The 19358-nt window shown below is 72.0% G+C and carries 12 protein-coding genes; 2 read left to right on the plus strand and 10 right to left on the minus strand.

The annotated features are described in order from the left end of the window. Positions 1-15: 15 nt before the first annotated feature. From ACIOC1_RS26030 to ACIOC1_RS26060, 7 genes are all read right to left on the minus strand, one after another. Positions 16-1452 carry an aldehyde dehydrogenase family protein gene (locus ACIOC1_RS26030; protein WP_401856513.1) on the minus strand — a complete coding sequence of 479 codons (1437 nt, stop codon included), beginning with the start codon at positions 1450-1452 and terminating at the stop codon, positions 16-18. A 492-nt stretch (positions 1453-1944) separates the two neighbouring features. Then, positions 1945-3126, minus strand: a complete 1182-nt coding sequence (locus tag ACIOC1_RS26035) for an ROK family protein (RefSeq protein ID WP_391045781.1) — start codon at positions 3124-3126, stop codon at positions 1945-1947. Between the two features lie 179 nt (positions 3127-3305). Further along, positions 3306-4586 (minus strand): alpha-L-fucosidase, encoded by a 1281-nt coding sequence (locus ACIOC1_RS26040; protein WP_391045784.1) that lies wholly within the window; start codon positions 4584-4586, stop codon positions 3306-3308. Positions 4587-4787: 201 nt separating this feature from the next. Further along, positions 4788-7478: a glycoside hydrolase family 3 C-terminal domain-containing protein gene (locus tag ACIOC1_RS26045; RefSeq protein ID WP_401856514.1), complete on the minus strand. Its 2691-nt coding sequence runs from the start codon at positions 7476-7478 to the stop codon at positions 4788-4790. 2 nt (positions 7479-7480) lie between these two features. Continuing rightward, on the minus strand, positions 7481-8353 hold the full coding sequence (locus ACIOC1_RS26050) for a carbohydrate ABC transporter permease (RefSeq protein ID WP_188285249.1): 873 nt from the start codon (positions 8351-8353) through the stop codon (positions 7481-7483). Next, positions 8350-9351, minus strand: a complete 1002-nt coding sequence (locus ACIOC1_RS26055; RefSeq protein ID WP_401856515.1) for a carbohydrate ABC transporter permease — start codon at positions 9349-9351, stop codon at positions 8350-8352. Before ACIOC1_RS26055 ends, ACIOC1_RS26050 begins: the two co-directional genes overlap by 4 nt. A gap of 377 nt (positions 9352-9728) precedes the next feature. Beyond that, positions 9729-11033: an extracellular solute-binding protein gene (locus tag ACIOC1_RS26060; protein ID WP_391163195.1), complete on the minus strand. Its 1305-nt coding sequence runs from the start codon at positions 11031-11033 to the stop codon at positions 9729-9731. A gap of 388 nt (positions 11034-11421) precedes the next feature. On the opposite strand from ACIOC1_RS26060, the gene ACIOC1_RS26065 reads away from it, so the two are divergent. After that, on the plus strand, positions 11422-14475 hold the full coding sequence (locus tag ACIOC1_RS26065) for a discoidin domain-containing protein (protein WP_401856516.1): 3054 nt from the start codon (positions 11422-11424) through the stop codon (positions 14473-14475). 138 nt (positions 14476-14613) lie between these two features. Further along, the gene (locus ACIOC1_RS26070) at positions 14614-15666 is read left to right on the plus strand and encodes a substrate-binding domain-containing protein (RefSeq protein WP_391045798.1); all 1053 of its coding nucleotides are present in this window, start codon (positions 14614-14616) and stop codon (positions 15664-15666) included. Between the two features lie 634 nt (positions 15667-16300). On the opposite strand, the gene ACIOC1_RS26075 is transcribed toward ACIOC1_RS26070, so the two are convergent. The 3 genes from ACIOC1_RS26075 to ACIOC1_RS26085 form a co-directional block, all read right to left on the minus strand. Further along, positions 16301-17005, minus strand: coding sequence for a 4'-phosphopantetheinyl transferase (locus ACIOC1_RS26075; protein WP_401856517.1), 705 nt, complete (start codon positions 17003-17005; stop codon positions 16301-16303). Continuing rightward, positions 17002-17868: a metallophosphoesterase family protein gene (locus tag ACIOC1_RS26080; RefSeq protein ID WP_401308300.1), complete on the minus strand. Its 867-nt coding sequence runs from the start codon at positions 17866-17868 to the stop codon at positions 17002-17004. Before ACIOC1_RS26080 ends, ACIOC1_RS26075 begins: the two co-directional genes overlap by 4 nt. A gap of 222 nt (positions 17869-18090) precedes the next feature. Further along, complete coding sequence (locus ACIOC1_RS26085; RefSeq protein WP_401856518.1) at positions 18091-19284, minus strand: thiolase family protein; 1194 nt, start codon at positions 19282-19284, stop codon at positions 18091-18093. Positions 19285-19358: the final 74 nt, after the last annotated feature.

Below are 19358 nucleotides of genomic sequence, written 5' to 3' on the forward strand. Positions count from 1 at the left end.
CCATGGGGTGGTTCCTCAGCTCTCGTCGGTGGCGGGCGCGGTGGCCCAGTCGGGAAGGTTCAACGGCGTGCGCTGGATGCCGATCCACTGCCGCCGCGTGAAGCCGGGCATCTGGTTCTCCGCGCCGTGCCTGGCGTGCGCGTCGTTGACGTGCACCTCGCCCGCCGCGAGCCGCTCCGCGACGGACAGACCGCGGATCAGATCCCGCGTGAAGACCGAATTCATCAGCATGGGAAGGCCGTTGGTCAGCGCCACGGCCTCCTCCTCGGTGTCGACCACCGTCACCGGGATCACCGGCCCGAAGACCTCCTCCCGGAACGCGGGCATCCGCGGCGTCACCCCGGTCAGCACCGTCGGCCGGTAGAACAGCCCCTCGTACGTGCCGCCGGTCACCAGCCGCGCGCCCATCGCCAGCGACGGCTCCACGATCGTGCGGTGCAGCCGGTCGAGCTGCGCCCGGCTGATCAGCGGCCCCAACGCGTTCCCCGCGTCGAACGGGTCCCCCACCTTCAGCGCCGCCGCCCGCCGCACCACGGCCTCCACGTACGCGTCCGCGACGGCCCGCTGCACGATGTGCCGACTGGCGCTGATGCACGTCTGCCCCTGGAACTCCAGCGACGCCACCATCGCGCAGTCCGCGGCCAGTTCCACATCCGCGTCGTCCAGCACCACGAACGCGTTACTGCCGCCCAACTCCAGCCGGATGTCCCGCAACTCCCCCGCCGCCGCCCGGCTGATCGCCAGCCCCACCTCCCGCGACCCGGTGAAGTCCAGCATGTCCACCCCCTGATGCCGCGCCAACGCCCACCCGGCCTCCGGGCCCTCCCCCGTCACCACGTTCAACACCCCGCGCGGCAGCCCCACATGCTCGGCCGCCTCCGCCAGCACCTGCCCCCCGATCACCGGCGTCAGCTCCGCCGGTTTCAGCACCACCGTGTTCCCGAACGCCAACCCCGGCGCCACCGCCCGCATCGCCAGATTCATCGGGTAGTTCCACGGCGTGATCAGCCCCAGCACCCCGAGCGGCACCACCCGCGACAGCGACAGCTTCCCCGCCTTGTAGGGCGGCAGGATCTCCCCCGCGTTCTCGCTCACCTGCACCGCCGACAAGGCGAGCTGCCGCACGCTCGTCCCCACCTCGTCCTCGGCCTTCGCCCTCACCCCGCCCGTCTCCCGCATGCTCTGCTCGACCAGCTCCCCGAACCGGTCCTCCAAATACCGCCCCAACTCCCGCACATACCGGCCCCGTTCCGGCGCCGCCAGCCCCGCCCACCCCGGCTGCGCCGCCCGCGCCGCCGCCACCGCCCGGTCCACGTCCTCCGCCGCCCCCAGCGCGTACCGCCCGATCTCCCGCCCCGTCGCCTTCTCCTCCACCACCCCGCTCCTCTGCGACGCCGCCGCCACGAACTCGCCGTCGATGTACAGCCGACCGTCTCCGGGATGCGAGGGCATACGTTCTCCAAGGAAGGGGGTAACGAAATGAGCCGCCTTTTTCTTGGACTTAAACTAAGTAGCGACCGATCACCGGTCAATCCGTCGCACACAACTTTTTCCCGGGCCCCACATCCCCCAGCCGATTCCCCACCAGCCCACCGCCCCGCCCCGCGGTTCGCCGCACGGGTGCCCCTGCACGAGGGGCTGCGCCCCTACGGCACCGCTACGCAGGTGGGTTCGCCGCACGGGTGCCCCTGCACGAGGGGCTGCGCCCCTACGGGACCGCTGCGCAGGTGGGGTTCGCCGGTAGCCAGCGAGCCAAAGGCGGCGCCGGTGTCGAAAGCGACGATGAGCAGGGAGCGAGGAACGAGCGACCGTCGAAGAGGAGCGTCGACACCGGATCTAAGCCGCCGGAGGCGAGAGGGCGGCAAAAAAGGGGAAGGACGGTGAGCCAACGCAAGACGGCTCCCACCCACGGTTCGCCGCCACGCTGAGCTCACCCAAAACGCCCTACCCCCCCGTCAACACCCCGTGCACCGGCAGCGTCGCCGCCCCCAGCGCCACCGCCTCCGGGCCCAGGCGGCCCAGTTCCACCGCCGTGCCCGCCGCCAGGTAGTCGAGCGTATGGCGGCGCATCGCGTCGCGTACGGCGGGGAGCATCGTCGGGCCCATGGCGCCGCTGACCCAGCCGGAGAGGATGACGCGGTCGGGGCTGAGCAGATTGATCAGGTTGGCGATGCCGATGCCGAGGTACTCCGCGGTCCAGCGGACCGTGTCGGCCGCCGGGCCCGGCCGGGAGGCGGCGGCGACGAGCGCGGCGACGCGCGCCTCGGTGCCGACGCCGGGGAGTTCGGGGGCGCCGGGGATGCGCCCGTAGTGGCCGAGGATGGCGTCGGCGCCGACGTACGCCTCGAGGCAGCCGTGGGAGCCGCAGCGGCACGCGGCGCCGCCGGCCTCGACGACGGTGTGGCCCCACTCGCTGGTGGTGCTGGTCACGCCGCCGGGCGAGCCGGTGGCGACGGCGGCGCCGACGCCGACCGCGAGCAGCGCGACGATGGCGCGTTCGGCGCCCCGGCCCGCGCCGCGCCACATCTCGGCCTGGCCGAGCGTGCGGGCGCAGTTGTCGAGGTGCAGGGGCGCGGCGATGTGCGGCCTGAGCAGCGCGTCGAAGGGGACGTCCGACCAGCCGAGGGTCGGCGCGTGGACCGAGCCGTCGGGCAGGACGGCGCCGGGCACGCCGACGCCCACGCCGAGCAGGGTGCCGGTGTCGACGCCCGCCTTGGCGGTGACCTCCTCGATGCCCGCCGTCACGAGCCCGGCCAGCACCGCGGGGTCGGGCCGTCCGGTGTCCATCGGGTAGGTGGCGGTGGCGAGGGTGTCGAGCGTCCAGTCGAAGAGCCCGACCTGGACGTGGGTCTCGCCGATGTCGACCCCGGCCACCTGCCCGTATCCGGGCCGCACTTCGAGGAGCGTGCGGGGACGGCCGCCGTCGGAGTCGAGCAGTCCCGCCTCGGCGACGAGGCCGTCCGCGACCAGGTCGGTGACGACGTTGCTGACGGTGGCGGAGCTGAGCCCGGTGGCGCGCATCAGGTCGTAGCGGCTGGCGGGGCCGTGCAGATAGAGCCGGGTCAGCACCGATGTGCGGTTGTGCCGACGCAGGTCCCTCGTCGTCCGGCCCACGTCGCGCGTCACCGGGCTCCCTCCACGATGTCGGTCGGACACGGCACCCCCGGGAGAGCGCAGTACAGGGCACATAGTGCCAGATCACCCACTCTCCGCTTTGGGGAGCACTCCCCAGGAACCAAGACATCGGATGCTTACGGGTTAACTCACCCCTTCCCACCGACCCGCGGCCGTCCTTGCACCACTCCTCACACCCGTCCCGTCCCCCGGTAGAGGTCGAGTTCGCCGTCCAGTTCCACGGCCAGCACGGTGGCGTGCTCGTCCACGTCGGCCGCCGAGGGCGCGTCGATCCACAGCACTCCCGGTACGTCGTGCAGGCCGCCGGTGACCTCGTGGCCGAGTTCGGCACCGGTGCCCACCACGGTCACGCGGCGTACGGCGTTGCGCAGGCCGCGCAGTGAGACCGTCTCACGCGGGGCGTCGAAGCAGGTCAGGTAGAGGGTGCGCCGGTCGGCGGAGAGGGTGCTCGGACCGTAGTGGTGGCCGGCCGGGAGTCCGGCGACGGTGCCGTAGACGGCGGCGGAGTGCCGGGCGATCCAGTCGCCGAGCCCTTCGAGGCGGGCCGCCTGCTCCGCGGTGATCGTGCCGTCCTCGCGCGGGCCGACGTCCAGCAGCAGGTTGCCGCCCGCGCCGATCGTCTCGGTGAAGTAGCGCACGAGCTGGCCGACCGACTTCTGGTGGTCGTCGTGGCCCTGGTAGCCCCAGGAGTCGTTGACGGTCAGGCACAGCTCCCAGGGGCCGTCGGGGGCCTGGAGCGGGACGCCCTGCTCGGGGGTCGCGTAGTCGCCGCGGCTGAACATCCGGGCGTTGAAGACCGTCTCGGGGTTGACCGCGAGGACGGCGTCGGCCAGCGTGTCGATGCCCCACTGCTCCTCGGCGCGCTCCCACTCGCCGTCGAACCACAGCAGGTCGGGGCGGTACCGCTCGGCCAGTTCCACGACCTGGGCGTCGCGGTAGCCGAGGTAGCGCCGCCAGGCGGCGGGGTCCTCCGCGCCCGGCGCGGGGGCGCTGAGCGGGTTGTCGTTGACGGCGGCCTGGAGCGGGTCGGGGTCGGGGTGCCGTACGGACGGGTAGTCGGGGTGCGACCAGTCGGAGTGGGAGTAGTAGAAGCCGACCTTGAGCCCTTCGGCGCGCAGCGCGTCGGCGTAGCCGCCGAGCAGGTCGCGGCCCGCGGGGGTGTCGCGGGTGACGGACAGGCCGTCCTCGCGGGCGGTGTCCCACAGGGCCACGCCGTCGTGGTGACGGGCCGTCAGCACGGCGTAGCGGGCGCCGGCGCGGGCGAACAGCCGCGCCCAGTCGTCCGGTTCGTACGCGGCGGCGGTGAACCCCGCGAGCTGTTTCATGTACCGCTCCCGGGTGACCTGCCCGGTGTAGAAGGACCACGACTCGGGGACGCCGTCGACGGCGTAGATCCCGTAGTGGATGAAGATGCCGAGCTTGGCGTCGGCGAACCAGGGCTGCATGGGCATGGGGCGCGTCCTCGCGAGACGATACATCGGATGTGTTGCCGGGACGCGTTGACCTTACGGTTCGCCGGTCCGGGCAATCAATCCCCCTCAGGATCCCTCAGGAACCCCCAGGCTCCACCGGATCAGGACCGGGCCGGAGTGTGCCCGGGGGACGCCCCCGACTGTCAGGTGAGGGGGGCGCCCCGGTCTCGGTGCGTTCTCTCAGAACGCCAGTGGCGCGGAGAGCGGCAGCCGGGCGGCCGTGGGCCCGGCGTACAGCGTGTACGGGGCCGGGCGGCTCCGCCAGCGTCCTTCCGCGGGTGACCACCGCTGGAACGACCGTGCTGCCACGTGAACTTCCGCCACGACATCCTCACCGGGCTCGGCCCGGACCGCGGCAAATCCGGCCAGTCGCGGTCCACCGTTGTCATAGTCGCCGTCGGGCCCGGTGCCGAGGTAGACCTGGACGACCTCGCGGCCGGCACGCGCCCCGGTGTTGCGCAGCGCGACCCGTACCACGATGTCCCGTTCCCCCTCCTCACCTGCGGCTTCACCATGGCCCGAGGTCTCCTCCACCGCCTCGGGCACGTCCAGCAGCCGGTAGTCCCAGGTGGTGTAGCCGAGCCCGTGACCGAACCAGTACGCGGGTTCCGCGCCCGCCCTGCGCCACGCACGATGGCCGATATACGGCCCTTCCTCGTACGGCAGCACACCGTCTGCGGGAGTGGTGGACGGCAGGGGCGCGCCCTCGGCGAGTCCGGCCCAGGTGGTGGGCAGCCGCCCGCCGGGCTCGGCGTGGCCGAACAGCACGTCGGCCAGGCCGTGTCCGGCCTCCTGGCCGGGGAACCAGCTCAGCAGCACCGCGGGGACGCTCTCCCGCCAGGGCAGTTCGACCGGTCCGCCGGAGTTGACGATCACCACGGTACGGGGGTTGGCGGCGGCGACCGCGGCGACGAGTTCGTCCTGGCGGCCGGGGAGCGCGAGCGACGTACGGTCGAAGCCCTCGCTCTCGATCTCGTCGGTGGTGCCGACGACCACGACGGCCACGTCCGCGTCGCGGGCCAGCGCCACGGCCTCGGCGATCGACTCGTCCTCGTCGCGGCGCGGCGGGTCGGCGGCCAGCGCGACCGCGAAGCCGTCGTCCGCCTCCCAGTGCCGGGTGGCGACCAGCAGCAGTTCACCGCCCGCCGTCACCTGCCGGGACGCCACCCGGAAGGACGGTGTGACATGGACATATGTGGGGTCCCGCGATTCGGGCCGCACATAGGTGTCGATCAGCGTCTCGCCGTCCGCCCGCAGGGTGACCGCGCCGAGGCCGACGACGGCGAACCGCCACTCCCCCGTGACATCCGGTGTGACCAGGGCGCTGACCTCGACGGCCGCCGCGGTGGCGGCGAGTTCCGGCGCGTCGCCCGACTCCAGGATCCGGCCGCTGAGCCGGTGCTCGGCGTGGATCTCGGCGCCGTCGGCGGCGAGGTAGCGGACCAGGACGCCGGGTGCGCCGCTGCGCGGGTCGCGGGAGTTGCCGCTGTGCAGCGGGGTCGGGCGGGTGGTGAGGACGACGCCCTCGGCGTGCACGACCTCGGCGCCGTCGCCGACCGCGTCCCTGATGCCGTCGAGCGGCGAGACGACCTCGATCGGGAAGACGCCCGCGCTGCCGCCGCCCTGGACGCGCGCGGCGGCGGCGTTCGGGCCGAGTACGGCGATCCGCAGCGGCCCGCCGTCCGGACCGTCCGGGCCGGTCCCTCGTCCGGGGGCCGGGTCGAGCGGCAGCAGCCCGCCCTCGTTGCGCAGCAGGACGCTCGCGGCGGCGACCGCGCGGCGCAGCAGGACGCGGGCGTCGTCGGACACGACCGGCGCGGCGGTCGCCGGAGGGGTCGCTCGTGTTTCGCCGTGGGCTTCCAGGGGTGACAAGGTCCCCTGGAAGCCCTCCAGCGCACCGACCCGTGCGGCGAGCCGCAGGAATCGGCGGACCTTGTCGTCGATCACCGTCTCGGGCACCCGGCCCTCGCGGACCGCCGCCACCAGCGGCTCGCCCCACAGCGGATGCGGCCCCGGCATCGCGAGGTCCTGCGGGGCGAGCGCCGACTCCTCGGTGGACCGGACCGCGCCCCAGTCGGAGACCACGACCCCGTCGAAGCCCCAGGTGCCCTTGAGCGGTTCGGCCAGCAGCGGGCTCTCGGACATGGTGACGCCGTTGACCGCGTTGTACGCGGACATCACCACCCACACGCCCGCGCGCACCGCGGCCTCGAAGGGCGCCATGTACACCTCGCGCAGGGTGCGTTCGTCGACGCGGGCGTCCAGCGTCAGGCGTTCGGTCTCCGAGTCGTTGGCCACGTAGTGCTTGGCGGTGGCCGCGACGCCGCCGGCCTGGACGCCGCGGATGTACGCGGCGGCCGTGCGTCCGGTGAGCAGCGGGTCCTCGGAGTAGCACTCGAAGTGCCGTCCGGCCGCCGGGGTCCTGTGCAGGTTGAGGGTGGGGGCGAGCATGATGTCGATCCGCTTGCGGCGGGCCTCCGCGGCGAGCAGACCGCCCAGTTCGGCGACGAGTTCCTCGTCCCAGCTCGCCGCGAGCGCGGTCGGCGACGGCAGGACGAGCGCGGTGTCGCGTTCGTCCCAGCGCTCGCCGCGTACGCCCGCGGGCCCGTCGGACACGCCCATCTCCCGCAGGCCGACGGCCGGTTCGCCCTGCGTCCTGAAGGAACTGGCGCCGGAGAGCAGCCGGACCTTGGCGGGGAGGTCGAGCTTGGCGACGAGCGCGTCCAACTCCGCGTCGGACGGGGCGGGTTCCGCCTCCGACGCGGGCTGTGACGCGGACCCCGGCGCGGGCCCCGACCCGTTCCCCGACGCGGGATCGGACAGCGTCGCGGGCCCGGGAAGGGGCAGGGACTCGGACTCGGGAGTGATCATGGTCATCCCTTCATGGCCCCCTGCATGATGCCGTCCAGGATTTGACGGCCCATCAGCAGGAAGACCGCGATGATCGGCAGGCTGGAGACGAGCGCCCCGGTGAGCACCAGGGAGTAGTCCTGGATGTAGCCGCTGGCCAGTTCGGACAGCGAGAGCTGCACCGTGGGGTTCTGCTGGGTCATGACCACCTTGGGCCAGTAGAAGTCGTTCCAACTGGCCATGAAGGTGAGCATGCCGAGCACCGCCATCGCCGGGCGGGCGGCGGGCAGTGCGATGTGCCAGTACAGGCCCCGGGTCGTGCAGCCGTCCATCCGGCCCGCGTCGAGCAGTTCGTCGGGGATGGCCGTGACCAGGTACTGCCGCATGAAGAACACGCCGAAGGCGTTGGCGGCGGCGGGCACGATGAGCGCCTGGAGGTGGTTCGCCCAGTGCAGCCAGTTCGCCATCATGATGTAGAGCGGGATGATGCCGAGCTGGGTGGGGACCATCATCGTCGCCACCACGGAGCCCAGCAGCGGACTCCGGCCGGGGAACCGCAGCTTGGCGAAGGCGAATCCGGCGAGCGTGGAGGTCAGCACCACCGAGACGGTGACCGTGCCGGCCACGATCAGCGAGTTGACCAGGGCCAGTTGCATGTCGGCCTGGTCGAACGCCCGGCGCAGGTTGGACAGGAGGTGGCTGCCGGGCAGCAGCGCGGGCGGCACCTGGCTGAGCGCGGCGTTGTCCCGCGAGGCGGCGACCAGCGTCCAGTACAGCGGGAAGACCGAGAGTCCGACGACGACGGCGAGCGCGACGTAGACGCCCTTGCCGGCCGAGAGCTGACGGTCCCGGCCGGATCGGCGGCGGGGGCGCTTGGTGAGCGGCAGGGTGGTCATGCGGCCTCGACTCCCTTCATGCGGCGGGCCAGAAGGAAGTTGACGGCGACGATCACGACGATGACCAGGAACATCGCCCAGGAGATCGCGGCGCCGTAGCCGTATTTGAACTTCCCCCAGAACTGGTCGTACGAGTACAGCGCCATCGTCTGGAACTGGTGCTGCGAGCCGCCCGCCATCGGGGTCTGGCTCGCGCTGAACAGCAGTGGCTCGCCGAACATCTGGAGCGCGCCGATGGTCGAGGTGATGACGGTGAACAAGATGGTGGGGCGCAGCACCGGGATGGTGATGGACCTGAACTGCCGCCACCGGCTGGCCCCGTCGATCGCGGCGGCCTCGTACAGCTCGAAGGGGACGGCCTGCATCGCGGCGAGGTAGATCAGCGCGTTGTAGCCGGTCCAGCGCCAGGTGACGATGGTGGAGATGCCGATCCAGGAGGACCAGGTGCCCGCCTGCCAGTCGGTGTGCGGGACGCCGAAGAGGCCGAGGAACCAGTTGACCAGGCCGAAGTCGCGGCCGAAGAGCTGGACGAAGATGATCGTGACGGCCGCGACCGAGGTGACGTTGGGCAGCAGCACGCCCATCCGGATGAAAGTGCGGCCCCGCAGGCGGTAGTTGAGCAGGTGGGCCAGGCCCAGCGCGAGCAGCAGTTGCGGGACGGTGGAGAGCACGCCGATGCCGAGGGTGTTGCGCAGCGCGTTCCAGAAGAACTGGTCGTGCAGCAGGGTGCGGTAGTTGTCGAGGCCGACGAAGGTGTGCCTGCTGCCGTCGGTGTCGGCCCGCCAGGCGGTGAGCGACACATACGCCGTGTAGAGCAGCGGGAACAGGCCGAAGACGCCGAAGACGAGGAAGAACGGCGAGATGTAGAAGTACGGCGACAGGCGCCGCTCGGCCCGGTGCCAGCGGGCCCCCTTGGCGGGGGCGACGTCGGGCGCCGCCTTTCCGGGCGAGGGATTGTCCTGCGAGGCGGCGGGCGGGGTGCCGGTCGAGACGGCCATGCATCTGCTCCTGGTTGGTGGCCGGCGGGGGGTACGCGGTGGGCGGGGAGTGGGAAGGGTGCGCAACCCCCGCCGGCCCGTCGAGTGGCGCGAGCGGCCCGGAACGGGAACCTCGGGGCGGTCAGGAACCCGGAGGATCTGAGGACCTCACGTTCGGGGCCGGCTCCCGTCGTGCCCCACCGTCCGCGCGGCCCGCTCGGGACAGCGGTCCGCGCGGACGGCGGGATCCGGTGGCCGCCCGCCGCGATCCGGCGGCCACTTCGGTCCGGGAGTCCGGGCTCGGGGCCCGGCTCCGGGACGCCGGAAGGGTGGTGCCGGGACCGGCGGGTCATGGGCGGCGCGAGCGGCGCCCGGCACCCGTGCCCGCCGGCCGGGCACTACTCGCCGATGTTCTTGATCTCGGCGTTGGCGTTGCTCCACGCCTTGTCCACGCTCGCCTTGCCCTGTTCGACCGAGACCAGGGCGTTGCCGTAGATGTTGCCGATGTCGGCGCCGTGCGGGCCGAGCGGCTGCGGCTTCAAGTTCTTCGCGGAGTCGGAGAAGATCTTGCCGGTGGGCGCGCCGTTGAACATCGGGTCGGTGAGGTTCGCGATGTCGGGCGAGGTCCACAGCGCCTGGTCGGAGGGGAAGAAGCCCTTGTTCTTGAAGAGCCAGGCTTCCTGGGTGGGCGCGGTGAGCCACTTGGCCAGCTCGACGGCGGCCTTGGTGTGCTTGCCCTGCTTGGGCACCGTCAGATAGGAGCCGCCCCAGTTGCCGCCGCCGCCGGGTATGGTGGCGATGTCCCACTTGCCGCCGTCGGCGGGCGGGTTGGCCTTGAACTCGTAGCTCATCCAGGCCGGGCAGGTCACGGTGGCGAACTGGCTCTTGCGGAAGCCGGTGTCCCAGGCGGGGGTGAAGGCGGCGATACCGGCCGACTCACCGTCCTTGATGGCGCCCGCGACCGTGTCGAACGCCTGCTTGACCGCCGGGTTGGACGCGGCGACGACCTTGCCGTCCGCGTCGTAGAACGCCTGCGGCGCTTGGGCGGTCATCGCGGAGAAGACATTGCTGCCCGCGTCGAACCACTTGACCTTCTTGTCCGGGCTCTTGGCGAGGAACTGCTTGCCGGTGGAGAAGTAGGAGTCCCAGCTCGACACCAGCGAGGAGACGGCCTGCCGGTCGGTGGGCAGCCCGGCCTTCTGGAAGAGGTCGGCGCGGTAGCAGAGCGCCATGCCGCCCATGTCGGTGCCGAGGCCGAAGAGCGAGGAGCCGTCCCGGCTGGAGGCGGGGGCGGTCTTGGACGGCACCCACTGGTTCTTGTCGACGCCCTCGTCCAGGAAGTTGACGAATTTGCTCGCCTCGGACTGGAAGCCCGCGACCTGGCCGATCTCGATCGCCTCGATGTCGGCGGTGCCGCTGCCCGCGACCAGGTGCGCGTGCAGGTTCTGGTGGTGGGCGCCCAGGTCGGCGCGGTTCTCCTTGATCGTGATGTTCGGGTGGAGCTTGTGGTACTGGGCGTAGAGGTCCTTGTAGCCGAAGTCCGAGAACAGGTTCACGGTGAGCGTGGTCTTGGCGTTGGCGTCGTCGCCGGAACCGGACTTGGACGTCGAGTCGCTTCCGCAGCCGGTGGCCAGGAGCGCGGCGGCCAGTACGGCGCCCCCTCCCGCGAGCCACGTCCTGCGTCTGTTTCCTGTGTCGCTCATGGGGACTTCCTCGGATTTCTCGGTCTCTGGGCGGACGGGCGGGGCGGCCGGAGGGACCCCGGGGCAGGCAGGAAAAGAACACTTGGAGAGCGCTCTCCCAATGCCGGTACATTCACGCCCCGCACGGGCGTGTGTCAAGACCCGGTACTCCGATCCGCACCGGATACGCACGTTCCGACGGTGAACAGACCTGCCGATTCAGGATGTTAGAGGGCATAACGAGCATGACATGTCGTCATCTCGTGTCCGATGCCTTGACACCCCGGAAACCGGGACGCAACCATCTGCCCACTGAGAGAGCGCTCTCCCGAATGCTCCATGCCCCGGAACCCGCCGTCCCGGAGAGCCGCACCCTCCCTCCCTCACCTCCCCCCGCAGGAGAATCGGCATGAGAGCCTCACACTCACCGACCGCCCGGTTCAGATCCCTTCCACCGTCGCTGCGCGCGGCCCTTCTGGTGCTCCTCGCCATGGGCCTCGCGCTGTACGCGCTCGCCGTCCCCACCACGGCCGCGCACGCCGCCGACACCCTGCTCTCGCAGGGCAAGCCCGCCACCGCGTCCAGCACCGAGGGCGCCGGTTACCCGGCCTCCGCCGCGGTCGACGGCGACGCCGGCACCCGCTGGGCCAGTGCCTGGAGCGACCCGCAGTGGCTCCAGGTCGACCTCGGCGCCACCTCCACCGTCAGCAAGGTCGTGCTGAACTGGGAGAACTACGCGACGGCGTACCAGATCCAGGTCTCCGACACCGGCACCGGCGGCTGGACGACGATCTACTCCACGACCACCGGCACCGGCGGCACCCAGACCCTCACGGTCAGCGGCACCGGCCGGTACGTCCGGATCAACGGCACCGTGCGCAACAACGGCTACGGCTACTCGCTGTGGGAGTTCCAGGTGTACGGCACCGCGGGCTCCGGCGGCACGGGCGGTACGACCGGCGGTGACAACGGCGGTACGGGCACGCCGCCGCCCGGCAACTGGACCACGGTGTGGAGCGACGACTTCACCGGCGCGGCGGGCACCTCGCCCAGCGCCGCCAACTGGATCACGGACACCGGCACCGCCTACCCCGGCGGCCCCGCCAACTGGGGCACCGGCGAGGTCGACACCGCCACCAACTCCCCCGCGAACGTGGGCCTCGACGGCAACGGCCACCTCAACCTGACGGCCCTGAAGTCGGGTACGGCCTGGACGTCCGGCCGGATCGAGTCCAAGCGGACCGACTTCGCGGCGCCCGCGGGCGGCCAGCTCCAGATCTCCGCCACGCTCAAGCAGCCGAATCCGGCCAAGGCGCTGGGCTACTGGCCGTCCTTCCGCGCGATGGGCGCCGCCTTCCGGGGCAACCCCGGCGCGTGGCCGGCCGTCGGCGAGAGCGACATCATGGAGAACGTCAACGGCCGCTCGCAGCTCTCGGCGACACTGCACTGCGGCACCGCGCCCGGCGGCAACTGCGACGAGTACAACGGCAAGACCAGCGGCCTGGCCACCTGCTCCGGCTGCCAGACCGGCTACCACACGTACTCCGAGATCATCGACCGCACGAAGTCCGACGAGCAGATCCGCTACTACCTCGACGGCAAGCAGATCTGGCAGGTCAGCGAGTCGCAGGTCGGCGTCGCGACCTGGGAGGCGGCCGTGCACCACGGCGTCTTCGTGGACTTCAGCCTCCGGATCGGCGGCTCCTACCCCAACTCCGTCTGCGGCTGCACCTCTCCGGCCGCCGACACCTCCTCCGGCGGCGCGCTGAGCATCGACAACGTGACGGTCTCCCAGATCGCCGCGGGCACCGTGCCGACCCCGCTCACCGACCCCCCGGTGCCGACCGGCGCCAGCGACGTGCACGTCACGGGCGGCCAGGGCAACTGGAAGCTGACCGTCAACGGAGCGCCGTACACCGTCAAGGGCATGACCTGGGGTCCGTCCAACGACACGGCGAACGCGCACATGCGTGACCTGAAGGCGATGGGCGTCAACACCGTGCGCACCTGGGGCACCGACGCGGGCACCAAGCCGCTGCTGGACGCCGCCGCGCAGTTCGGTCTGAAGGTGGTCAACGGCTTCTGGCTCAACCAGGGCGCGGACTACGTCAACGACACGGCCTACAAGACCAACACGCTCAACGACATCAAGAACTGGGTGACGACGTACAAGAACCACCCGGGCGTGCTGATGTGGGACGTCGGCAACGAGGTCATCCTCACCACGCAGGACCACTACTCGGGCGCCGCGATCGAGCAACAGCGCATCGCCTACGCGAAGTTCGTCGAGCAGGTGACGCAGGCGATCCACGCGATCGACCCGAACCACCCGGTGACGTCGACGGACGCGTGGACCGGCGCGTGGCCGTACTACAAGCAGTACACGCCGTCGCTCGACCTCTACGCGGTCAACTCCTACGGCGCGGTCTGCAATGTGAAGCAGGACTGGATCAACGGCGGTTACACCAAGCCGTACATCGTCACCGAGACCGGCGAGGCCGGTGAGTGGGAGGTGCCGAACGACGCGAACGGGGTGCCCACCGAGCCGACGGACATCCAGAAGCGGGACGCGTACCTGTCCGCGTGGAACTGCATCTCGGGCCACACCGGGGTGGCGCTCGGCGCCACGATCTTCCACTACGGCAACGAGAACGACTTCGGCGGCGTGTGGTTCAACGTCCGCCCGGCGAGCTGGAACCGGATGATGTACTACTCGGTGGCGAAGGACTACGGCGGCACGCCGCAGGCCAACACCCCGCCGGTGATCAGCTCGATGACGGTCGGCAACAGCGGTTCCGTCCCGGCCGGCGGCACCTTCGACGTCTCGGCGTCGGCGACCGATCCGGACGGCGATCTGATCCGGTATCAGCTCATGTACTCCACCAAGTACGTGGACAGCGGGACCGGTCTGCAACAGGTCACGTTCACGCAGACCGGCGACGGCAGGTTCACGGTGACCGCGCCCAAGACGCTCGGGGTGTGGAAGGTGTACGTGTACGCCTTCGACGGGCACGGGAACGTCGGTATCGAGACCAAGTCGTTCCGCGTGGTGGCGCCGACGGTCGGCGGTACGAACGTGGCGCTCGGCAAGCCGACGACCGCGTCCTCGTACCAGCAGGCCGGCAACGGGGCGCCGTTCCCGCCGTCGAACACCACGGACGGGCGCTGGGACACCCGGTGGGCGACCGACTGGACCGACGCGCAGTGGCTGCGGGTCGACCTCGGGCAGACCACCGCGATCAAGCACATCCAGCTCGGCTGGGAGTCCGCCTACGGGAAGTCGTACCAGGTGCAGGTGTCCAATGACGGCAACACGTGGACGGACATCTACAGCACGACCACCGCGACCGGCGGCGTGGAGACGTTCGACGTCAACGGGTCCGGCCGCTATGTGCGGCTGAATCTGACGCAGCGCGGCACGGCCTACGGGTACTCGCTGTACGAGTTCGGGGTGTACGCGTGACCCGGGTGACCGGGGCGCGCGGTTGAGACCGGGGCGGGGCGCGGCGGGCCTGTGGGGGGCTGCCGTACCCCGCCCCATCTGCGTGTTGTCCGACCAGGACTTAGGGAGAGCGCTCTCCGTGCGTGGTATAACTGGACCATGACGAGCAGCCGTCCTGCCGGGCCCCGCCTGCCCACACTGGAAGACGTCGCGCGGTCCGCCGGGGTGTCGCGGGCGACGGTGTCCCGGGTGGTCAACGGGACGCGCAATGTCGATCCGGAGATCCAGAAGGTCGTCCAGGAGGCGGTCGAGGCGACCGGGTACATCCCCAATCGCGCGGCCAGGTCGCTGGTCACCCGGCGTACGGACTCGGTCGCGCTGGTCTTCTCCGTGCCCGACCACCACGCGGCCGACGACCCCTTCCTCGGGCAGGTCTTCAGCGACCCGTTCTTCGGCCGGATAGTGGGCGGCCTGCTCACGGTGCTGCGCCCGCGCGGCGTGCACCCCTTGCTGATGCTCGCCGACTCCGAGAAGGCGCGGCGCTCGCTGGTGCCGAATCTGCGGCAGGAGCACATCGACGGCGTGGTGCTGGTGTCGATCGCGCCGGGCGACCCGCTGCCGTCCCTGCTCACCGAGGCCGGGCTGCCGACCGTGCTGTTCGCCCGGCCGGCCACGCCGATCCCGATCAGCTTCGTGGACGTCGCGCAGCAGGCGGGCGCGAAGCTCGCCGCCGAGCACCTGCTGGCCCGCGGCTGCCGCCGGATCACCACGATCGCGGGCCCGGCCGACTCCCCCGCGGGCCAGGACCGCCTCGCGGGCTTCCGCGAGGCGATGGCCGAGCACGGCTACGCGTACGTCCCCAGCGTCGAGGGCAGCTTCACACAGGAGGGCGGCGAGCGGGCGATGAAGCAGTTGCTGTCCGAACAGCCCGACACCGACGGCGTGTTCGTCGCCAACGACCTCATGGCCCAGGGCGCCCTTCTCGTCCTGCGCGACCACGGCCGCCGCGTGCCCGACGACGTGGCCGTCATCGGCTTCGACGACAGCAGCGCCGCCCTGTCCTCCCGCCCCCTGCTCACCACCATCCGCCAGCCGGTGGAGGACATGGCCGCGGAAATGGCGAAGCTCCTGATGGCCCTCATCGACGACCCCGCCCAGCAGACCCGCTCAGCGATCTTCAAAACAACCCTGATCCCCCGCGAATCCGCCTGACGGCGGAGGTCATCAACCGCCCCCGCCCCCACCCCCCGCAGCGGCCGGCGCCCGCGCCCGCCACGATTCCGCCCGACGGCGGAAGCCCGTTGGGCACCCACCAGCGCTCGGTACCGACACTCCGCCGCAGGCCACGTCACGGCACAGGTCGGTGGGCCGAGCCAGCCCGCCCGGCGGCTCTCGCACGGACACTCCGCCGAAGGCCGCATGACGGCACCGGTCGGTGGGCCAGTCCGGCCCGCCGCAGCGGCCGGCGCCCGCGCCCGCCACGAATCCGCCCGACGGCGCAGCCCGTTGGGCGCGCACCAGCGCTCGGTACCGGCACTCCGCCGCGGGCCACATCACGGCGCAGGTCGGCGGGCCAAATCCGGCCCGCCCCGGCACCGGACGGCGCTCGCGTCCACCACGAATCCGCCGGACGGCGCAGCCCGTTGAGCGTCTGCTGGGACTCGGCCGCCCGGCGGCTGTCGTACGGAACTCAGCGGCGGAGGCCGGTGGGCGGATCGGGACGGGGTTCGGCGGGGTTTGCGGCGCTGGCTCGGCGGACGGGGCGCCTTGGCGGAATTCCGGGCTGGGCCGCCAGGCCGCGCACGGGTCCGGTGCGCGAGGTGCTGGGGCCGGGGTGTCGCGGGGGTCAAGCGGCAGGCGCAGCGGTTGGGTTGGGGACGACGATCGCCGTGGTGACGAGGCCGTTGCGGGTGGTCCAGCGGCCGGTGAAGATGTCGGGGCCGATGTCCTCGGCGAGGAGGGGGCCGGGGATCAGGAGGCGGGCGGTGTAGCCGCCGCGGTCGGGGGCGTCGGGGTCGCGGGTGAAGAGGAGTTCGGCCTCCTCGAAGCCGAGCATCTTGCGGTGGAAGGGATACCACGCCTTGTAGACGGTCTCCTTGGCGCTGAACAGCAGCCGGTCCCAGTGGATTTCGGGTGCTTCCTCGCCCAGCCGCTCCAGCGCGGCGGCCTCCGCGTCGGTGGCGGTGACGACCTTGAGCACCCCCTCGGGCAGCGGTCCGTGCGGCTCCGCGTCGATGCCGAGGGTGTGGACGTCGGAGGTACGGGCGACGGCCGCGGCACGGTAGCCGTCGCAGTGGGTGATGCTGCCGACGACGCCGGCCGGCCAGACCGGCGCGCCCCGGTCGGGGTCGCGCGGGATCGGCCCCGGCGCGATCCCGAGCCCGGCCAGCGCGGCGCGGGCGCAGGCGCGGCCCGCCGCGTACTCGGCGCGGCGCTTGGCGACCGCCTTGGCGACGGCCGCGGCCTCCTCGGGGAAGAGCGGCGCATCGTCGAGTTCCGCGCCGTACACGGCCCGTGAGCGGACGGCGGCGGGCAGCAGGTGCTCGATCACCGGCGGACGCCCTGACGTCCGGCCAGTATCCGCCGCGGCCCCGCGGGCCCGGTGTCGCGGCGCCCCCACTCGCGCGGGTAGCCGAGCGAGACCTCGGTGAAGCGGACGCCGTCGCGCCACATCACGCGCGGGATGTGCAGATGCCCGTAGACGACCTCGGCGGCCCGGAAGCGGGTGTGCCACTGCTCGGTGCGCTCGGTGCCGCACCACAGCGCGAACGACGGGTAGCGCAGGATGCGCGTCGGGTCGCGGTGCAGCGGGAAGTGGTTGGCCAGCACCGTCGGCAGCGCCGGGTCCAGCGCCTCCAGGCGCGCTTCGGTCTCGGCCACCCGGACCCGGCACCAGTCGTCGAGGCCCGGCAGCGGGTCGGGGTGCAGGAACCGCTCGTCGTTGCAGATCACGCCGAGGTCCCGCGAGTGCGCCAGCGCCTCTTCCTTGGTGGTGGCACCGGGCGTGCCGTCGCGCCACGTGTAGTCGTACAGCAGGAACATCGGCACGACCGCGACCGGCCCCCGCTCGCCCTCCCACAGGGGGTACGGGTCCTCGGGCGTGATGACGCCGAGGCGGCGGATCTCCTCGACCAGGTGGCGGTAGCGGGCCTCGCCGCGCAGTTGCACCGGGTCGTCCGGCGGGGTCCACAGCTCGTGGTTGCCCGGCAGCCAGATGACGGTGGAGAAGTGCTCCTTGAGCGTGCGCAGCGCCCAGATGATGTCCTCGGAGTTCTCGGCGACGTCTCCGGCGACGATCAGCCAGTCCTCGTCCGTCCCCGGCCGCAACTGCTCCACGATGAGGCGGTTGGCCGCGTAACCGACGTGCAGGTCACTGATCGCGAGTAGCTGCGCCCCGCTGTCGGGGCCGGTCAACGTGCGTCAACTCGTCCGCTAAGTGGTGTAGGCACGCGATCGATTGTCCCAGACGGCGGCGGACGGCACCGGGCTTTCGGGTCCGCGGGCGGGTGTCACGGAGGTGGTTCCCGTCACCCTCGCCGCCGTTTCGCCCGGCCGGCGGCACCGTCGCACCGACACGGATCGAGCGCGCGCGTCCGTCGCGCGTCCGTCCCGCGTCCGTCACCGCTCAGTCGCGGCTCAGTCGCGGTCGACCAGCACCGCCGTGCCCTGGCCGACCCCGACGCACATGGTGGCCAGGCCCCGGTGGGCGCCGGTGCGGTTCATCCGGTGCAGCAAGGTGGTGAGGATACGGGCGCCCGAGCAGCCGAGCGGGTGGCCGAGGGCGATGGCGCCGCCGTCGGGGTTGACCAGTTCGGGGTCGACGCCGAGTTCGCGCACGGAGGCCAGCGCCTGGGCGGCGAACGCCTCGTTGAACTCGGCCTCCTCGACGCTGTCGACGGTCCTGCCGAGCCGGGCGAGCACGCGCCGGGTCGCCGGGACCGGCCCGACGCCCATGACGTCCGGGTGCACTCCGGCGCTGGCCCCGGCCGCGTACCGGCCGAGGGATTCGAGTCCGAGGTCGCGCAGCGCCTCCTCGCTGACCAGCAGCAGCCCGGCGGCGCCGTCGTTCATCGGCGAGGCGTTGCCCGCGGTGACCGTCCCGGTGCCGTCCTTGCGGAAGACCGGCTTGAGCGCGGCCAGCCGCTCGGCCGTGGTGTCCTCGCGGATGCACTCGTCCCGCGTGACGACCACGCCGTCGGGCCGGGTGACGGGCAGGATCTCGGCGTCGAAGAGGCCCTTCCCACGGGCCGCGGCGGCATTGCGGTGGCTGCGCAGCGCGAAGGCGTCCTGGTCGGCGCGGCTGACGCCGTACCGCGTGGCGACCTCCTCCGCCGTCTCCCCCATCGCCAGCACGCCGTGCAGTTCGCGCATCCGGTCGTTGGTGAGCCGCCAGCCGAGCCGGGTGTCGTACGTCGGCATCGTGTGCGGCAGCGCGTCGTCGGGGCGGGGCAGGACGAAGGGGGCGCGGCTCATCGACTCGGAGCCGCCCGCGACCACGATGTCGGCCTCGCCCGCCGCGATCATGCGGGCGGCGGCGGTGACGGCTTCGAGCCCGGACGCGCAGAGCCGGTTGACGGTGGCGCCGGGCACGCTGTCCGGCAGGCCCGCGAGCAGCACGGCCATCCGCGCCACATTGCGGTTGTCCTCGCCCGACTGATTCGCCGCGCCCCAGTAGACGTCGTCGATCCTGGCGGGGTCGAGCGCGGGCACGCCGTCCAGCAGACCGCGCAGCACGGTCGCCGCCAAGTCGTCGGGGCGGACCGTGGAGAGCGCTCCCCGCAGCTTCCCGATGGGGGTGCGGCGGGCGGCGGCGAAGTGGACAGGTCGCATCGCGTGCTCCTCCTGGCGGGACCCGGTGGTGCGGGTCGGGCGGCCCCGGGTGTGGGTACGTACCGCCCCCGTAA

The sequence above is a fragment of the Streptomyces sp. NPDC088197 genome, from assembly GCF_044741185.1.
Classification (GTDB): Bacteria; Actinomycetota; Actinomycetes; order Streptomycetales; family Streptomycetaceae; genus Actinacidiphila.